The organism is Arcicella aquatica (assembly GCF_034928825.1).
Taxonomy (GTDB): domain Bacteria; phylum Bacteroidota; class Bacteroidia; order Cytophagales; family Spirosomataceae; genus Arcicella; species Arcicella aquatica.
On sequence record NZ_JAYFUL010000010.1, the window covers coordinates 36,094 to 53,154 of the forward strand.

At 36.3% G+C, this 17,061-nt stretch carries 10 protein-coding genes; all 10 read right to left on the reverse strand.

Annotated features, from left to right (window positions below; all coding sequences use genetic code 11):
• Window positions 1-26 precede the first annotated feature (26 nt).
• The 10 genes from VB264_RS08435 to VB264_RS08480 all read right to left on the reverse strand — a co-directional run bounded on the left by VB264_RS08435 (window position 27) and on the right by VB264_RS08480 (window position 17,058).
• Window positions 27-2,543: an L-rhamnose mutarotase gene (locus VB264_RS08435; protein WP_323248442.1), complete on the reverse strand. Its 2,517-nt coding sequence runs from the start codon at window positions 2,541-2,543 to the stop codon at window positions 27-29.
• A 3-nt stretch (window positions 2,544-2,546) separates the two neighbouring features.
• The gene (locus VB264_RS08440; RefSeq protein WP_323248444.1) at window positions 2,547-3,425 is read right to left on the reverse strand and encodes a sugar phosphate isomerase/epimerase family protein; all 879 of its coding nucleotides are present in this window, start codon (window positions 3,423-3,425) and stop codon (window positions 2,547-2,549) included.
• A 4-nt stretch (window positions 3,426-3,429) separates the two neighbouring features.
• The gene (locus VB264_RS08445; RefSeq protein ID WP_323248446.1) at window positions 3,430-4,818 is read right to left on the reverse strand and encodes an alpha/beta hydrolase; all 1,389 of its coding nucleotides are present in this window, start codon (window positions 4,816-4,818) and stop codon (window positions 3,430-3,432) included.
• 4 nt (window positions 4,819-4,822) lie between these two features.
• Window positions 4,823-5,953, reverse strand: a complete 1,131-nt coding sequence (locus VB264_RS08450; protein WP_323248448.1) for a sialidase family protein — start codon at window positions 5,951-5,953, stop codon at window positions 4,823-4,825.
• A 49-nt stretch (window positions 5,954-6,002) separates the two neighbouring features.
• Window positions 6,003-8,759 carry an alpha-L-rhamnosidase gene (locus VB264_RS08455; protein WP_323248450.1) on the reverse strand — a complete coding sequence of 919 codons (2,757 nt, stop codon included), beginning with the start codon at window positions 8,757-8,759 and terminating at the stop codon, window positions 6,003-6,005.
• 34 nt (window positions 8,760-8,793) lie between these two features.
• Window positions 8,794-9,981 carry an ATP-binding protein gene (locus VB264_RS08460; protein WP_323248452.1) on the reverse strand — a complete coding sequence of 396 codons (1,188 nt, stop codon included), beginning with the start codon at window positions 9,979-9,981 and terminating at the stop codon, window positions 8,794-8,796.
• Window positions 9,982-10,090: 109 nt separating this feature from the next.
• Entirely contained in the window at window positions 10,091-12,865 is a 2,775-nt protein-coding gene (locus VB264_RS08465; protein ID WP_323248454.1) for a glycoside hydrolase family 2 protein, read from the reverse strand.
• 2 nt (window positions 12,866-12,867) lie between these two features.
• On the reverse strand, window positions 12,868-14,187 hold the full coding sequence (locus tag VB264_RS08470; RefSeq protein WP_323248455.1) for a sialate O-acetylesterase: 1,320 nt from the start codon (window positions 14,185-14,187) through the stop codon (window positions 12,868-12,870).
• A gap of 95 nt (window positions 14,188-14,282) precedes the next feature.
• Window positions 14,283-16,124 carry an exo-alpha-sialidase gene (locus tag VB264_RS08475; protein WP_323248456.1) on the reverse strand — a complete coding sequence of 614 codons (1,842 nt, stop codon included), beginning with the start codon at window positions 16,122-16,124 and terminating at the stop codon, window positions 14,283-14,285.
• Between the two features lie 10 nt (window positions 16,125-16,134).
• Window positions 16,135-17,058 carry a glycoside hydrolase family 43 protein gene (locus tag VB264_RS08480; protein ID WP_323248458.1) on the reverse strand — a complete coding sequence of 308 codons (924 nt, stop codon included), beginning with the start codon at window positions 17,056-17,058 and terminating at the stop codon, window positions 16,135-16,137.
• Window positions 17,059-17,061 lie beyond the last annotated feature (3 nt).

The following is a 17,061-nucleotide window of genomic DNA, read 5'->3' on the forward strand; positions in this document are numbered from 1 at the left end:
TTTATTAAACCTTGTATTCTTCTTTATTAATTTCCAGCAGGTTTCAGAAAAACCCATGTTTCGTCCTTTTTTGTACCTGTAATTCCTTCTTGATATTTTTTCATCAAGGTATTCCATTCTACTACTCTTGGGTTATTCTCAATGGTTTTTGGATTGAGTTTATCTAAGTTTTCACCTTTGGGAATACTGATTACTAACATCAATTGTCTGCCATTTTTATACAGTAGTAATTGTTGAAAGTCGGCATTACAAAAACCTTGGGCTACTTCTGGCCATTTGGCAAACTGTGTAGCATGATAAGCCAAATATTCTTTTTGTAAAGTAGTATCTGCGACTAGATTGGCTGTTAATATGGTGTGAGACCACTCTTTAGCCACCTTCTCATTCTTACATCTTTCTTGATTGAACTCGTAAAACAAATCATCGTAAGTCTTAATCAATACTTGAGGGAAAGCATTTCTTAGTCTTTCTCGTAGCAAATACACATCTTGTACTTTATCAAAAATCACTACATGATTTTCCCATTGAAATAGTGCTTCTTGCGAAACTTTACTTTTCAAAAGAATCTCGTCTAATTTTTTCCTGTCTACCGTCTTTCCATTTTCAGTAATCAATTCTATGATAACAGGCTTTTCTACATTGATAGCCCAATACTTATCTGCCAGATTTTTATCATTTAGCAGATAGCTGTATTCCGACTGAATACCTGCTTTAACCTTAATACTATCTGCAACCTGTGGCCCATTATTCTGCCAAGTATTCCCTGGTCCATTGGCATTTTGTAAGAATTTTTTAGAGGGAGTCCAATTATCTTTAATCGTAAAATAAGAAGAACCTTCATCTGTATATAAATAAAACCAATGATTCGGAATATGCGCATAAGGAGCTTTGTAAATGCTATCGACATAGTTTTCTGAAATGACAGAACCCGGTTGAGCTGACAAGGTATAAATTGCTGCTACATCATACATGTGTTTGGCATAATGATGTATTTTATTAGCCATAATTTTATTATTCTTCATTGCGTTGATAGTCTTCGTCCAACCCCAACCCATGCTAATACCTGAATAAGACACATCCGAAATGTCGTTATGTTCTATATTAATGCCCTTTACATACCCAACTCCTATCCCAACACAACCCCAATCTTCATTAGTAACATCCGTAATTAAATTATTGCTAATCAACAAATTCGTGCATACTTCTCTTTCATCAGAAGGATTATAAGGCAAGTGTATTTCAGTAACTTCATCTGCAAAGACGCCTGCTTGAATGCCTGTTCCGCCTATGTCTTTAAAAAGATTTCCTTTAATAATATTATCATGAACTCCTTTGTGATAATCGAGTCCAGTAGAGGCTAAATGTTCAAAACGACAACCTTCAAAGCCTGTATGATGAGCATAAGAAACTTCAACAGCCGCTTTTGGTCGACCCACCCAAGCCTGATTCTCTAACGTTTTTTTATCGGGTGTACCAGGTATTTTTAGCTTATAGGCATCCAACATATACAATCCTGCTTGGTGAGGGACGTGTCCTTGTTTAGAAGGACGCAACCATGAGCTATGATTAAAAGCGATATTTTTAAAGAAAACATACGCTACAGGATTATCAATGGTACCTTCTATTCGAAGCAAAGTTTCTAAGGAAGATACCACTACTTCTGCTTTATCCATCACCTCGTTAGCACGTGGGATATAGTAAACCTTCTCTGATTTGCTATCCAAATACCACTCTCCTTCTTGATTCAAAAACTGGAGAGCATTACTTAGATAAAAAGCTGAATTACCTGTTTCTTTTGAAATCCAAGGGGCTGGCCAAGGGTGTTCTGACTGAATACGACTTTCTGGCTGAAAAAATGAAAGCTTTGCACTATCACCTTGCACTTCTATTTTTTTGATACGCAAACTAGCAATTGCCCACCATTGATGAATAAACATTTCCATACCATTCACCTTGGATAAATCCCCAAATTTTGGTGCAGGAATCCAACAGGTTTCTTCTTTCTTATTCCAAGATAAAATACGATTCATGATTGGGTATGGCGTATCTTTAGCTCGAACAGCTTTTTGATTATTCACCCATAATTGTCTGAATTTCAATAAGTCTCCTCCTACTTTTGGAGCGTCCGCTACCCAAACTTTCCCTATCGCTTCTTTGGGTAACCCAGCAAGACTCCCTTTTAATTTTGTCCAACCTGTTATGCTAATACCGCCGCTAATGATGGGTTTTTCGTTAGGTGCTGCTTCGATAATAGTCGGACTAATAGCTGTTCCTGCATCTTCTGGACGAATTACGATTGGTTCATACAATTGATAACTCCCTTTTCGCAAATAAATGTGAATGGCTTTGGTCAAGTTCCCGTCCGATAGCCTACGCATCTCACGTACTTTCCGAATAGCCATCGCTACTGTTTGCAAGGGCTTATCTTGGCTACCAATATTTACATCAAGTCCATCAGGAGACACCCAAATATCCGTTTGCGCCTGACTATTTGGTGAAAAAGCAATGCTTAAAAAAGAGAAAACTATAAAAAAATATTTCATCATTTAGTTTTGAAAAACTGTTTTCAAGAATGTTGTATTAGCCCCAAAATTTCCTTTTACATCTCTGGGCTTATTAGCATCTCTCGAGCGCTCTATTACTAGCCAGCCACTCCATTTCATTTTATCGAGGGTAGCTTTTACTTTCTTCATGTCTATTTCAGGGTCATTCTGTAGCCATACGCCATCTTTATTAGTACAGTGAATCATGCAGATATTATTTTTACCCAATATTTTCAATTCTTCATATAAATCTCTCCCTTCTTTTAGTGGATTAGAGAAATTGAAATATATTTTAATGCCGTCAGAACCAATCTCTTTCAGTAGCTTTACTTCTTCGGTAGCATCCAAAGCAGTTTCAATTCCAATCACGACGCCTGCTTTTTTAGCCATTTCTCCTGCTACTTTTAATCTAGTAACGACTGAATCTCTCACGGCAGGGTCTTTTTTCAAATCACATTGAACACCCAGTGGCAAAAATGCTACTTTGATATTCATCAATTTCATTGTAGTAATACAATCCTCAATTGATTTTTTGTATTCTTCTCGTCCACAAAAAGATTGAGCATAATAGCCAGTCATCGCCAACGAGAACATCTCAATATTCAATTCTTTGGCTTTTGTCAAAAAAACATTTCTGATAGAGTCGTTAGCTAACTGATTATCAAATGTTGGGCGTTTGCCTAATCCGCCCATATCTATTTCTACACCGTCTGCTCCAATCTCTTTTGTCAGGGTCAAAGCACCTAGTTTTTGTCTCTTCAAAAGCATTAAATCAATTAGCCCAATTTTATATTGATGATTTGTTTGGGCAATACTCTTCAATGGCAACGAGCATAAAATTATCATACTCGTTACAAAAATTGCTATAGGTAGCTTTTTCATTTATCTAATTTTTAGGAGCTTCTCCAAACATTTTTTCTAATGTGTCAAAACTTTTCAATGCATTACTGGGGAGATTTTCACCCTTTTCGCCGAAAACATACATCGCTGGAAACGGCTCAATTGTCACCTTCGATTCGTCAACATTTCCTGTTTTATCTTTTAGTTTTTTCAAATCTAACTGGAAATTTATGGCTAAGAAATCATACAATGCCATGCGTTTACTCTTTCCGTAGTCATGTCCTTCGGTTGGGAAATGCACATTTTTAACCGCATCTTTTTGGTCATAAAAGCCATATATTTTTTGTAGAAAAGGAAATTCTGTTTCAGGCACATGTTGTGTCCAGTCTTTGCCATCCGATAAAATTAACTGTGGTCTTGGTGCAGCCATTGAGGCTATTTCTACATTATTTGTGCCATTTCCGCATAAATGTACCCCCATACCACTTTCGCAAGGGCATCCCCCACTATGATAAGACGATAACATCACTACAGGTACACTTAACGTAATTCTATCATCTAAGGCTGTAATCAACATCGTTTGGCTACCCCCACCAGAACCACCCGTAATGGCTACACGACTAGCATCGGCATTGCTGAAAGAGAGTAACCAGTCTAAAATTCTAATGCTATTCAAAGCCTGAACCGACATGGCTATGCTTTTTCTATGAAACTCTGATTTGAATTGTAATGTAGATTCTCCCCACGCAAAAAGGTCGTAACTAAAAGCAATTGTTCCCATTTTAGCCTGCATCGCACAACGATATTGGCAATCTGCTCGATAACGACCATCTCCGAAATGACCATCTGGATTTAAAATCACGGGTATTTTACCTTTACTTTCTATAGGCATATACAAAGAACCACACACATAAACCCCAGGAAGTGTCTCAATAGCCACATTTTCTATGGTATAGCCATCCATTTTACGCTTATTGCTCGTAATAACCTTACTCTGTGGCTTAGCTGGCAATGGCGAAAGCTTTAAGGCATCCCACATACAAGCTTTTAATTCTTCTTTGCGTTTTTCCCAACTTGCTTCATCATTATACAAAGTAGATAAATAGGCTAATTGCTGTTCACCTTCCTCAGGTGTTTTAAGATGATACTGGTAGCTTTGAAGCTTATACTTCTTTTCACCTTCTTTGGCAAACGTAATATCTTGCGACGACAATACATTGTTCATTGTTTTCTCAAAATCTGGTCTGAAACGCCAATCTGCATACGTCACCCATTTGTCTTTTACTAAATCTTCGGGATAACGGATTTTTACTTTGAAACGAATTTCAATCTGAGCAATCACATCTTTCAATGGTTTTCTGAAAGAATTATCAGCCGTTTGAGCGAAAGAAAAGTAAGTCAAAAAGAGTAAACAGAGTGTTTTTAGATATTTCATGAGATTAGTCTTTAGTAATTTCTCCTCCTTTTGGTGCTTTGTATCCTTTTAGTTGTGGCCATTCTCCATTTTTGATTTTCTTCAATTTCAATTTTGAAGGGTCAATTACAGCGTGTTTTATTTTCTTGCGTCGCCAAGTATAAATTACATGCACTAAGCCATCCGACGTTTGAATAATAGAAGGATATGAATATTGACTAATCGGTGAATCTTCTATAATTAATGCGGCATACCATTGCTTACCATCTTTGGTTAATGATACATTCAAAGGTGTGCGTGGACCTTTTGCTAAATCCCCTGGTGGTAACACATGATTATATACCAATAAATGGCGATCGTCTTTCAAGGTCACGGCATCTGTTCCTGAATTATTATTGGGTAAAGCTGCTTTTGCTAATGGTGTCCAAGTTTCACCGTTATCGTAAGACCACGATTCAATAATTGCTCTGTCTCTACTTCTTGCTAAAATTTGTAATTTGCCTTTGCCATAATCCAATATGCTTGGCTGAATAGCATTTAACGTTTTTCCATCACTGATTGGCCCAACGATTCTCCATGTCTTCCCAAAATCTGGCGTTACCTCAAAATGAAGTTTCCATCCTGAGCCTTCTGTACTAGTTGGACAAAACAAATTGCCATTGCTTAATAACACTGGTTTATTTTTAACAGGTCCGATATAATTTTCTGGTAAAGCTCTTGCTGCTGACCAAGTAATACCATTATCTGAAGATGTTTTTAACCACCCTTTCCATTTTGCAGGACTAGGACCAATTTTATAAAAAAGCATTAAATCGCCATTTGGAATTTGATATAATACTGGATTCCAGCACGCATAGCGTAGGGTATCATTCACAATACCATTAGCCACATTTTGAGGCGCTAACCATTTTCCATTTTCGTTTCTGCTTATCCAAATACATACATCGGGATTGCGTTCTTTAGTACCTCCAAACCATGCTGAGACGAGCCCTTTAGGCGTTTCGGCAATGGTGGCTGCATGGCTTTCAGGAAACGGAGGGTTTTCTACGACAAACTCATCTAATAATATTCCTGACTTCCATTTTTGAGCATTCGTTTGCAAGCTGAAAAACACACAAACTGCCATTAATACCGTAAATAAGCTTTTTCTTAACATGATAATGCGTATTGAATTTTAATATTTTTAATGCCTGTTATCAACACAATTAATTAACATTGAATGAATAATTGCCAGAACTTACTTCCAGAATCAATTTATTGCCCACTGCTTTTACAAACTTTACTCCTTCTACTGATGCGATTGCTTTCCCACTTTCTGTGACTTGATTAAGTGAATTAGTAGGCAGATAAACTAAAGATTTAGTATTAACAGGAATACTGATATTCCATTGAAATTTATTTCCCTCTTTTTTCCAATCAGATTTGATGATGCCATACATACAGTGATATAAAGCCTTGGCAGACGTTAACCCTGCAATCATTTCAGGTTTCATCACGATTTTCTTGAAAGCAACTGATTCTTTTGAAGATTTGATTCCCGCTACATTTTCATAGTACCAGATAATCAAATCGCCTAATAACATCACATGGTTCCCAGAATTCATTTCTGGGTTTGCTTTATCTCCATTCCAAAGTTCCCAAATAGTAGTAGCACCATTTTCTGCCATATATCCCCAGCTTGGATAATCGCGATTAGAAGCTATTGTATAGGCTATATCTGGACGTCCATTCTCGCTTAATCCACGCATTAACCATTGTGTACCAATAACGCCCGTACTGATATGCCCTTTGTTTTCGACTAAGACTTTTTCAACAATACTCTTCCAAACTTTTGCCTTTTCATTAGCAGGAATCATATTGTACATCAAAGGCAAAAGGTTTGCCGTAACTGTTCCATTACTATATTGCCCTTTTTTACTATCTAAAAATTTCTTGTTAAATGCCTTGATAATTGCTTGCTTGCTTTGCTCAAAGGCTTTGATATCATCAGACTTGTGGAGTAAGCGAGCAAAATTTTGCATTACGTCCAACAATCTTACATAAGTTGCCGAAGCCAATAATTCTCCATCTGTTTGTCGAGCAGGGTCTTTAGCATGAATCAATTCCAAAGACTCAGGTGGTACACACCAATCACCATATTTATCTTTTGTAATTAATCCATTTACTAAATACTTATCTTGCATATAATCTATCCATTTTTTCATAGATGGATAATGACTTTTTATCGTTTCTTGATCACCAAACTGGTGATACAACATATCAGCTACCGTAATGTAAGTGCCGGGCCAAGTAACATTATCGCCATAATATCGCCAAAATGCTGGTGCTACGTCGGGAATACTTCCATCAGGTTTTTGTGCTTGCTCAATATCATTCAGCCACTTTGAATACAGGCGAACGTTATCAAAAATAAAGCTTTCGCCATAAGCTCCTGTTGTTCTATCTCCTAACCAAGGTTGACGTTCATTTCTTTGTGGACAGTCAACAGGCATTCCTTTATAGTTACTCCTGATTCCCCAATAGGCATTTTTATAGATTTGGTTGATAGTTTTATTTGACGTTTCAAAATCTCCAATCGTTGCCATGTCATCATAAACAACTCTCCCATCAAAATTTTCGACAGTCGGCACAGTGGGGAAGCCTGTTATTTCTACATACCTAAAGCCATGATATACAAACGAAGGCTCCCACGTTTCTTGCCCTTCTCCTTTTAACGTATACACATCCGTCACTTTGGCATCTCTTAAATTCCTCACAAACAATTCACCATTACTCTGCAATGTTTCAGCAAAACGAAGACCTATTTTATCTCCTTTCTTACCAGTAACACGCATTCTTAACCAACCTGCCATATTTTGCCCCATGTCCAAAATATAAGTATTGGCATTCAAGCTTTTGATAGATACAGGTTTGATGGTTTCCATTACCTTCATGTTCTCCGTCATCTGCGCTTCAAACATTCCTCCTGCTTCCTGTACTAATTGGACTTTCAGCCAATTTTTATCTTCAAAACCTACCTTGTTCCAATTAGGCATTTCTTTGGTAGCATCATATTCTTCGCCATCATACTCATTGTTAGTTCTGATAGGACCATCGGCAGTTACCTTCCAGCTTTCGTCAGTTGATATTGTCTCCTTTGTGCCATCTGTGTATTCAATGTCCAGATTCAACAACATTTTAGGATACCCAAAAGTCTTGATTTTATATGGTTTATAATCTTGACGCATGGTATAAAAACGTCCATTTCCCAAGACTGTCCCAATAACATTTTTATCTGCTTGCAAGAGTTTGGTTACATCAAAAGTATTGTACTTTATCCCTTTGGTATAATCTGTAGGAACGGGAGCTAATACTTGGTCACCCACTTTTTGCCCATTTAGATATAATTCATAAAGTCCTAATCCTACGATATAAACAGTAGCTTGCTTGATACTTTTTTTGGCTACAAATTCCTTTCTAAAATACCTTGCTGAGAGCCTAGCAAATTGGCTTTCATTATCCCATTCAAAAGAACGGTCAAGACCAATCCATCGCCCTTTCCAATCTACATAATTTAATAACCCTACACTCCAAAATGCTGTTTCAGACCAAGCTGATTCTCCTTTATTTGTCCAAGTTTTTATTTTCCAAAAACATCTTTTTTTGCTCTTTAATACTATTCCTGCATATTTTACATGAATAGATTCATCAGATAATACTTTCCCTGAATTCCATAAATCACCTTCGTTAGCAGCTAGTTTTTCAGGCGTAGAAGCTACCAAAATTTGATAGGCAACTTGCTGTACATTTCTTTGTGAAGCCGTAATTTCCCAACTTAATCTAGGCTTTACTACATCTATTCCTTCAGGATTTACAAGCATTTCGCAACGCAAATTTTGCAATTGAATGCCTGCATCTTGTTTACTAAACGAAGCAAACAATACGATAGCGACAAAAAGGAAGATGTGTTTTGTAATTTTCATTCTTTTATAATCAATTGATATAAATCTTGTGGTTTTATTGACTGATTAAACTTCCTCCCCAAACAAAATCTTTGAAATCATTAGGAGATTGATGCCGTCCAACTAAATAATAAGTGTCCAATCCCAAGCTTTTAGCTCTGTTTTTTAATATTTGTTCGTCGTGTGGCGTCGGTGTTTCTTTTACTTCTATTGCTTTTTTACCCTCTAAAATAAAATCTATCTCTAACCCTGTTTTCTTCTGATAATACTGAATTGAACCTAGATGACTTAACTGTAAAGCAATTGCATTTTCAAAAACTTGTCCGCTACTTACTTGTGCCAATGCTTGTAATAAGCCCGTATCTGCTAAGTATATTTTCTCTTGTTTTGAAAACTCCTTATCCAAACTTTGCGTAAATGCTCCTACTGATTTTATAAAATATGTATGTTCCAACAAACTTATATACTCTTTTACTTTCGCACGATTTATACCCAGCACAGCACCTAATTTGCTAAAATCTAATCTACTACCTGTTCTTACAGCCAATAATCTTACTAATCGATAAAGGTCATCTGATGCCGAAAAATCTGACAATAACCTTATGTCTAACTCAATGTAGGCATTAATTACATCTCGTAAATAAGCTTTTTTATCCTCTTCGGTTTCAGCTAAAACAACTTCAGGAAATCCTCCAAAACTTAGAAAATTTTCATATAATGCCTTCCATTTAAGGTAAATACTAAGATGGAAGGAAGCTTCAGCAAACTGTTTTAAAAGTGTTGGACTTTCTCCTTGGAAAGCGACAAATTCCGCAAAATCCAAAGGATACATCTCAAAAATTCTCTTTCTGCCAGCCAAACTTTCTGAAAAATGGTTCTTCAAATAGAATGAACTAGATCCCGTAACAATGAATTTTGTACCATAAGTGTCATATAGGAATTTTATCACACTTGTACTTTGGTTTACCAACTGAATTTCATCTAGTGCAATTACAGCTGGTTTTGAAAGGTCAATCCCTTCTATTGCCAAGCCAATTTCAATATCTTTCGTATTTGTTTGATTGAGCAAATAACGGTTTTCAACCCTTTCCAAATCCAAATAAACCTTATTATTATGTGGTACTTGTGTCAATAGATATTTCAAAGCGGTTGACTTTCCAACCCTTCTCATTCCAGTTATTACTGTGGCTTGAGGCTTTGACAAATGCTCTAATAATGATGGAAATATATTTCTGTGTATCATAAATGCAACTTTTTGCTTCTAAAATTTACAAATAATCATACTTTTTGTCGAATTTCCAATCAAATTTGCACATTTAATGGTTTATTTTACAATAGACAATGCTATTATTCTACTTATTTCCTAAAAAGTCAAAGTATAAAATCAATTCCTTCGCTCTGGCAGGTTCTTTTTCGTAATCGTAATAAATATTCTTCATCCCCATCGGACCAGAATTTTCCGTTTTGTTGGTTTTTGAACCAATCCCTGCAATGCCCTGTAAAAATGAAATATCTCCGTTTGGAAAATTGATTTGATAGTTTTTATAAGGGTCTTGTTTGAAAGCTGGTGTGAACAAACGGAAGAAAATATCTTCATTTTCAGTAACTACTGTAAAGGCTTGTTCTTTACCAATAAACTTACACCAATACATATTTGAATGATAACCTTTAAATTCTGGATAGACAAATGGAATTTCTCCTGTTTCGGTAGTATTATATTCTTTTTGCCAAACCCCAAACTGATTTCCTTTCATCCGATTCTTCCACACTCTGAAAGGGCCATTCCCCATATATTCTACTCCTTTTATTGCTGTTTCAGGAAATGAGAAATTCACACCAAAGAAGGTAGTAAAGTAATCGCCAGGGAAATAATTGACTTTCATTTTTACCCAGCCAGAAGGGTAGATTGTCCACTGCAAGGTATTATAGCTATTTTTTCTATCGAAAGTGGATGTAATGATTAAATTGTCCTTGTCAAATTGGTAAGCGAAGTTTCTAAAATTAGTCGCTCCTTCTTGTACAATTGGACCATTGTTAAAAGGAATGACACCTTGTTTATTTTTAACTTTCTGTAAGATTCCCGTGAACTTGTTAATCGATACTTCTAAGTCTTTTACTGAAATGGTATAAAGAGAATCTATTTCTACAATCTTCGCTTTTTCATTTCCTTCTTTCTTAACAATATTTATCGCTATTTTTTCTGGCAAAGAAATCTTGAAACTCCAAGTAAAAATTTCTTGGTTATTAAAATCCTTGGCTGTTACATACAGCACATCATAAGCTTGCCAATCAGTCGGAAGGGATAATTTAAGACTTCCCTTTTCGGATGGCTTAATATTAGGTGGAACAATAGACCCTGCTTTTTCTATCAGATTTTTATTATCAAATTGTTTTAATTTCCAAGTGAAAGTACATTCATTGATATTAGAAAATGAATAGCGATTTTCGATATTCAATACACCATCAAAAGCAGGCGTAATTTCCTTAGCTTCAAACTTTATAGGACTCCATACCTCTTTGATGGTAAAATAGCTTCCTTCTTTTTCACGATAAGGTCCTACGATTCCATCTGCTGCATGGTTACCGTCGGTATCCAATATCCCATTTTTGTCAGTTCTTACAATACCTTGGTCTACAAAATCCCAAAGGAAACCGCCTGCTGATAAAGGACTTACCCACATTTTTTCCCAGTAATCTTCTAAGCCTGATCCATGACCACCATCGTACATTCCATGCAAAAACTCTGTTGGCATTACGATATTATGACCGTTATCATAATTCCCAATTCCATAATTATATTCACGGTAATGCTGCGTGTCAAACCCTGCAAAAGCTTCCCAAGCGTGAATCACTGGACGCTTTTGAATATCTTCTTGCGGAAAAATCCCATCTAATTCATAATTATGTCCACCTTCATTACCATTAATCCAAAAAATTACAGAAGGGTGATTTTCATCATGAGCCACTAATTCTTTCAATAATTTCGTTCCTGTTGGCGTATCATAATTGCCATGCCAACCTGCTAATTCATCCATTACGTATAATCCTAATGAATCACAAACATCTAAAAAATGGTCATCAGGTGGATAATGTGACATCCTAACGGCATTCATATTCATGTCTTTCATCAGCTTCACATCCAGTAAACTAATGTCTTTGCTAGTAGTCCTACCAGAAGTAGTCCAAAATGAATGACGATTTACTCCTTTAAACTTAATTTTTTTTCCATTTACGTATACACCGTCTCTTTGCTTTACTAAAACTGAACGAAATCCAAATTTCTTTTCTAGTGTATGGACAACTTTATTCTGGTCTAACAGGCTTACGATTAATTTATAGCGATTTGGTTTTTCAGACGACCACACAAGAGGATTATTTACAAACGTTTTTAACGCTACAGTCCCATCCCCTTTCATTATTTTTCCAGTAATAGGCAAGCTTACTTTCTTACCATCAAGCGTATAAATTTGTGCTGAAACTGTTTGATTGAGCTGACTATTTTTCAAGTAAACATTTGCCTTAAAATTCCCTTGGGCATCAGCATCCAACGCTACTCTTTCTATGTGCTGTACTGGCAAAGCTTCCAGATATACTGGTCGAAAAATACCGCCAAAAATCCAAAAATCACCTTTTCTTTCTGCTTCATTGACAGAAGCATTGTTTGAGTGTTTTGATACTGTTACTTCTAAAAGATTTTCTGTTCCAATATTTACCAACGTACTAATATCATAACGAAAAGCATAATAAGAACCCTCATGAACAGCACCCGCTGATTTGCCATTGATTTTCACTTCGGTATCTGTCATTGCCCCTTCAAAAACAATGTTGATACTTTTGCCTTTCCAAGTAGTAGGTACTTTAAACGTATATTTGTAAAGTCCCTTTTCTTTTCCTCTTGAACTGTCTTTGGCAAAACCATAATTGTATTTTCCAAAACCTTGCAATTCCCAGTTAGAAGGTACGGGAATAGTCGTCCATTTTCCTGAATTTCTTCCTGCGGTGCAGAAGAAATCCCAGTTAACGGTTTTATCATTTCCTGTTCCAGATAAATACAATTTCTGTGTTTCTTGTGCTTGAATAAGCCAAGAAGTCAAGCAAAAAAATATGGTTAAAAAGGTAATCTTCATTATTACTTTGTTCTAAAAGGACGGGCAGGTAAGCCTTCTTGATTAAATAAATTGGGTTGAGCAGCTTCATCCCAAGCAAAACGCACAGCTACAGGCTTTGAAATACTTGATGAGGAAACCAATATTTTGTTATCCTTGATGATAGCTTCTGCATCTACAAAATTTCCATCTTCACCAGCAAGCTGAAAATTAGTTAAGGCTTTACCATCTTTACTGATTAAACCACTCCCTATTTCGTCAAAATCTAAACGAATCACAGTGTCTTTAATTTTCATTTTCTTGAAGATTGGACCAGATGCTACGATGTTTTTCATGCCATAATCATTATGCAAAGCGACAAGAGCCAAACGTCTTCCAATTTCCCATTTATAAGATGGGTGAATGTCTTTGATACTATCAACCAAATCTGTGGTGATAATCATTCCAGTATGGGGAACTTTCAACACATTGGTCTGAGCCTCTCTGAATGCTGGCAAAGTTTCTCTGGTTAATACCAATTTCCCTTTTGATTCCGAATAAGTATGAGGGGCGATTTGCACATAATTAAAAGGCATTTTTTCATCTCCCCACGATTTTCTCCAACTGCTGATTAACGTTGTTAATTTTTGTGTGTATTCTGTCGTTTCTGTTAAAAAACAGTTCGTTTCGCCTTGATACCACAAAAAACCTTTCATTGCAAAAGGAATTAAGGGACGAATCATCGGTTCAAAAAATTTAGCAGGTTCACCTTCTACTTTCTGCCCTTTGAAATACTCAGTTTCAGCAAATGCTTCTTCGGAAATCCAAGGTTCAATTCTACTTCCGGGAATCGCCGAAGAAATCATCCCGATGGGAACATTTAGATTTTTATGCAATTCTTTCGCAAAGAAATAGGCAGCAGCCGAGAATGAACGTAAGGCAGAATCTTTAGCAATACTCCAACCACGATGTAAAGAATCTGGCTTAATTAATTCTTTACGATTGACTAAAAAAATACGGATGAGAGGGTTTTTAGCAAATTCTAGTTCATCTACAGGATTCTCAATTGCTATGTTCGGTCTTCTTACTTTGCTATTTTTTCGCATGGTATATTCCATATTCGATTGCCCCGAACATAGCCATACTTCACCTACCAAAATATTTTGAAGTTTTATGATATTCTTTCCTGTGATAATGAGTTCAGCAGAAGTACTTGATGCCTTCAGGGGTTTCAATACCACTGCCCATTTTCCGTTTTCATCTGCAAAGGTCGTTTTGTCTTGCCCTGCAAATTGTACGTTTACTCTTTCTCCTACAGAAGCCTTTCCCCAAATTGTCAAGGGTTTATTTTGTTGCAAAACCATGTTATGTCCCAAAATGCGAGGCAACACAATTTGTGCTTGAGTTTTAACAGTTAGCAGACAAAAAATGAAAAATATAAGAATGTTTTTGGACATAACTAATAAGCACTTGTTTTGAATGATTTGATGATGAAAACTGCTTCTTTGTCTAACTCTCCAGCATTTTTCAAATCATAGCTTTGGTCTGTTGGTGTATCTGAATCAGGGAAACGACGAATTTCACCCGTTCTAAAAATCACTCTTTTAAAGGATGCCACTGGTGCAAAAAATAGTTTTGTTCCTTTGCTTTGTCCATTTACAAACACGTTAAACATCCGTTTGTGTCTGTCTAACTCTATTCTGATGGAATACTCTTGTCGAGCTTCGTACTTCATAATACCCGAATTTCGGTAACCCACTTTGGCTTTAAATGCACTATCAGCATCAAAAATCAATCTTACCGCTGGAGTTCCTTTGGCATCTACAAAATCTATATGCAATAATCCTTTATCTGACTGTTGAGGAATAATGGTAAATTCAACTGCTACTTTCTTCGATTCTGGAATTACCCTTTCTGCTTTAGCAAAATCAAATTTATCTTTATCTCTTAAAACCAATGCTTTTGAACCATCACCAATTTTTTCGATAGCCACAGGGGCATAAATAGGGCTGAAAATATTCCAATACTTTAGCTCTTCGCCATTTTTCATAGTAGCGAAGAATTCGTTAACGTGATTTTTCACTTCATCTACCACAGGCACTGGAACCTTGCTCACCCAAAGGTCTTCTTTGTTCATACTATAGGTAAGCCACATATTTCCATCAGGCACTACGCCATCGCCTTCTATGATTCCACGCACATATTGGGGGCCATAAGACTTAAAGTTTCCGCCATAACGCATCGAAGAAATTTCACCATTGACCAACAGTAAGTTAGTATAATTCAACCCATCCTTACTAGTAGAAACAGCCAAAGGCCAACGAAATTCCGAAGGATTATATACAGTAGCATATTTTCCATCTGATGTTTTTTGTCCCCAAATTTTGGCATTACTATTTACAAAACCTGGTGCTCTTAATGGATTATACTGCCAAGTTTTGCCTTCGTCGGTACTAATTGAAGTAAGAGCGTGTTTCCATAAACCCACTACCCTATTATCAGGCAAATGATAATAACTAAATGCCTTGGCTTCTCTTTTCAGAGGAATCAAAGGGTCGTCTCTATCAGCTTCTTCTACCCATTGTTGCATCATTAAAGGAGTAGCTAATAATTCGTCGCAAGCTTCAATAAATCCTTTATCTTTACTAGCTGTATACAAAGGATAAATAGATTTGCTTTTATCCCATGAGGCATTGTTTCTGATAAAATATATTTCACCAAATTTACCGTCTCCCAAAACCTCTCTCACTACCCTTCCAATGCCTTTTCCATCATTAGGGTCATCTTTTGCATCCATTGTTATGCCATAGTAAGCTAACGTCAATAAACGTTTTTTCTTTGATACATAAAAGCCCATTCGTTGGTGCATGACGGCATATAAATCTTTGGCAACGCCTTTATATCCTGTCTTAGTCCAACCGTCTGGGATTTTATATGGTGGAAAAATAACCGTTGGAATCGACCAATGATAGCCATCTTTTGAGGTTAACAATAGGGTTTGTCCGGGTGGAATGTGTTCTCCTGACGGATTGCTCAAGTATTGTAAATAAAAAGTATTATTCCAATATGCCAACATTGGGGCATGATTATATGTCCAATTATTACCTCCTGCTAATACAGGATTTTCTCTATTCGCATGAAATACCTGAATATTGTGTACTCCAACCGCAGGACTTAGTTGCCCGTGGTGGTAATCTACATTTGAAAGTGTTTCTCCAATATAACGCACTGTATCCTGAGCCTTAATTGTAAAGCTCAAGATGATAGACAAACCACTTAGTATATACTTTAATTGATTCATATTTATCTGGCTATTGTTTGGTTGGCTGAACCTCTTTTTGTAATGATTTCAAAATGCTTTTTTTAACTTTAAAAATGGTACCATGTTTATGTCCTTCAGGAACAGAAGTTTGTGCTGATACTTCTGTAAAATTTTTAAAGTCACTCGTCTTCATCGAGCCATAGTTTTTATCATGATAAGAATCGTAATAAATCAACCAATCATTCCCTACTTTTTCTACACTTGGGCCTTCTGTAAAATTCTTAGTAAAAGGTGCTGAAACATTGGTATAAGGTCCAATGGCACTTTCGCCAAAGGCAACTTTTATATTTCTATTTGGACGAGTATTATCTTTTAAAACCAATACATAATCTTTTGCCTTGCGTTTTACTATCACCGCATCTATCACGCTAAATTTGGGGTCAATTAATAATTTAGTCGGCGAAAAGTTTTTAAAATCTGTCGTAGTAGTATAATACATTCTATGGTTATTGTCTTCTGCTTCTTGGTCTTTTGGGAACCGAAACGGAATACACGAAGCCCAGATGATAATAAACTGTTTGGTTTCATCATCATAAAATAATTCAGGAGCCCATACATTCACAGTAGTAGGTTCATGTTCCATGACTGGTATCATTTTTTGTTCAGACCAATGGATTAAATCCTTTGAACTAGCATAACCAAAGCCTTTATCTCCTTTCCAGCTACTCGTCCAAACTAAATGGAAAGTGCCATCTGGCCCTTGAACGATTGATGGGTCACGCATTACTTTTTGATTTCCAATGGTAGGTTTCAAAAAGACATGATTCATATCTGTCCATTTATAGCCATCTTCGCTATACAGAAATCGTAATCCATCAGTAGCAGGTTCATGAAATGAACTAAACATATATACCTCTTTCGAGCATGACCCCAAGCAAAGACTAAGCAATAGTATTCCAATTATTTTTTTCATGAA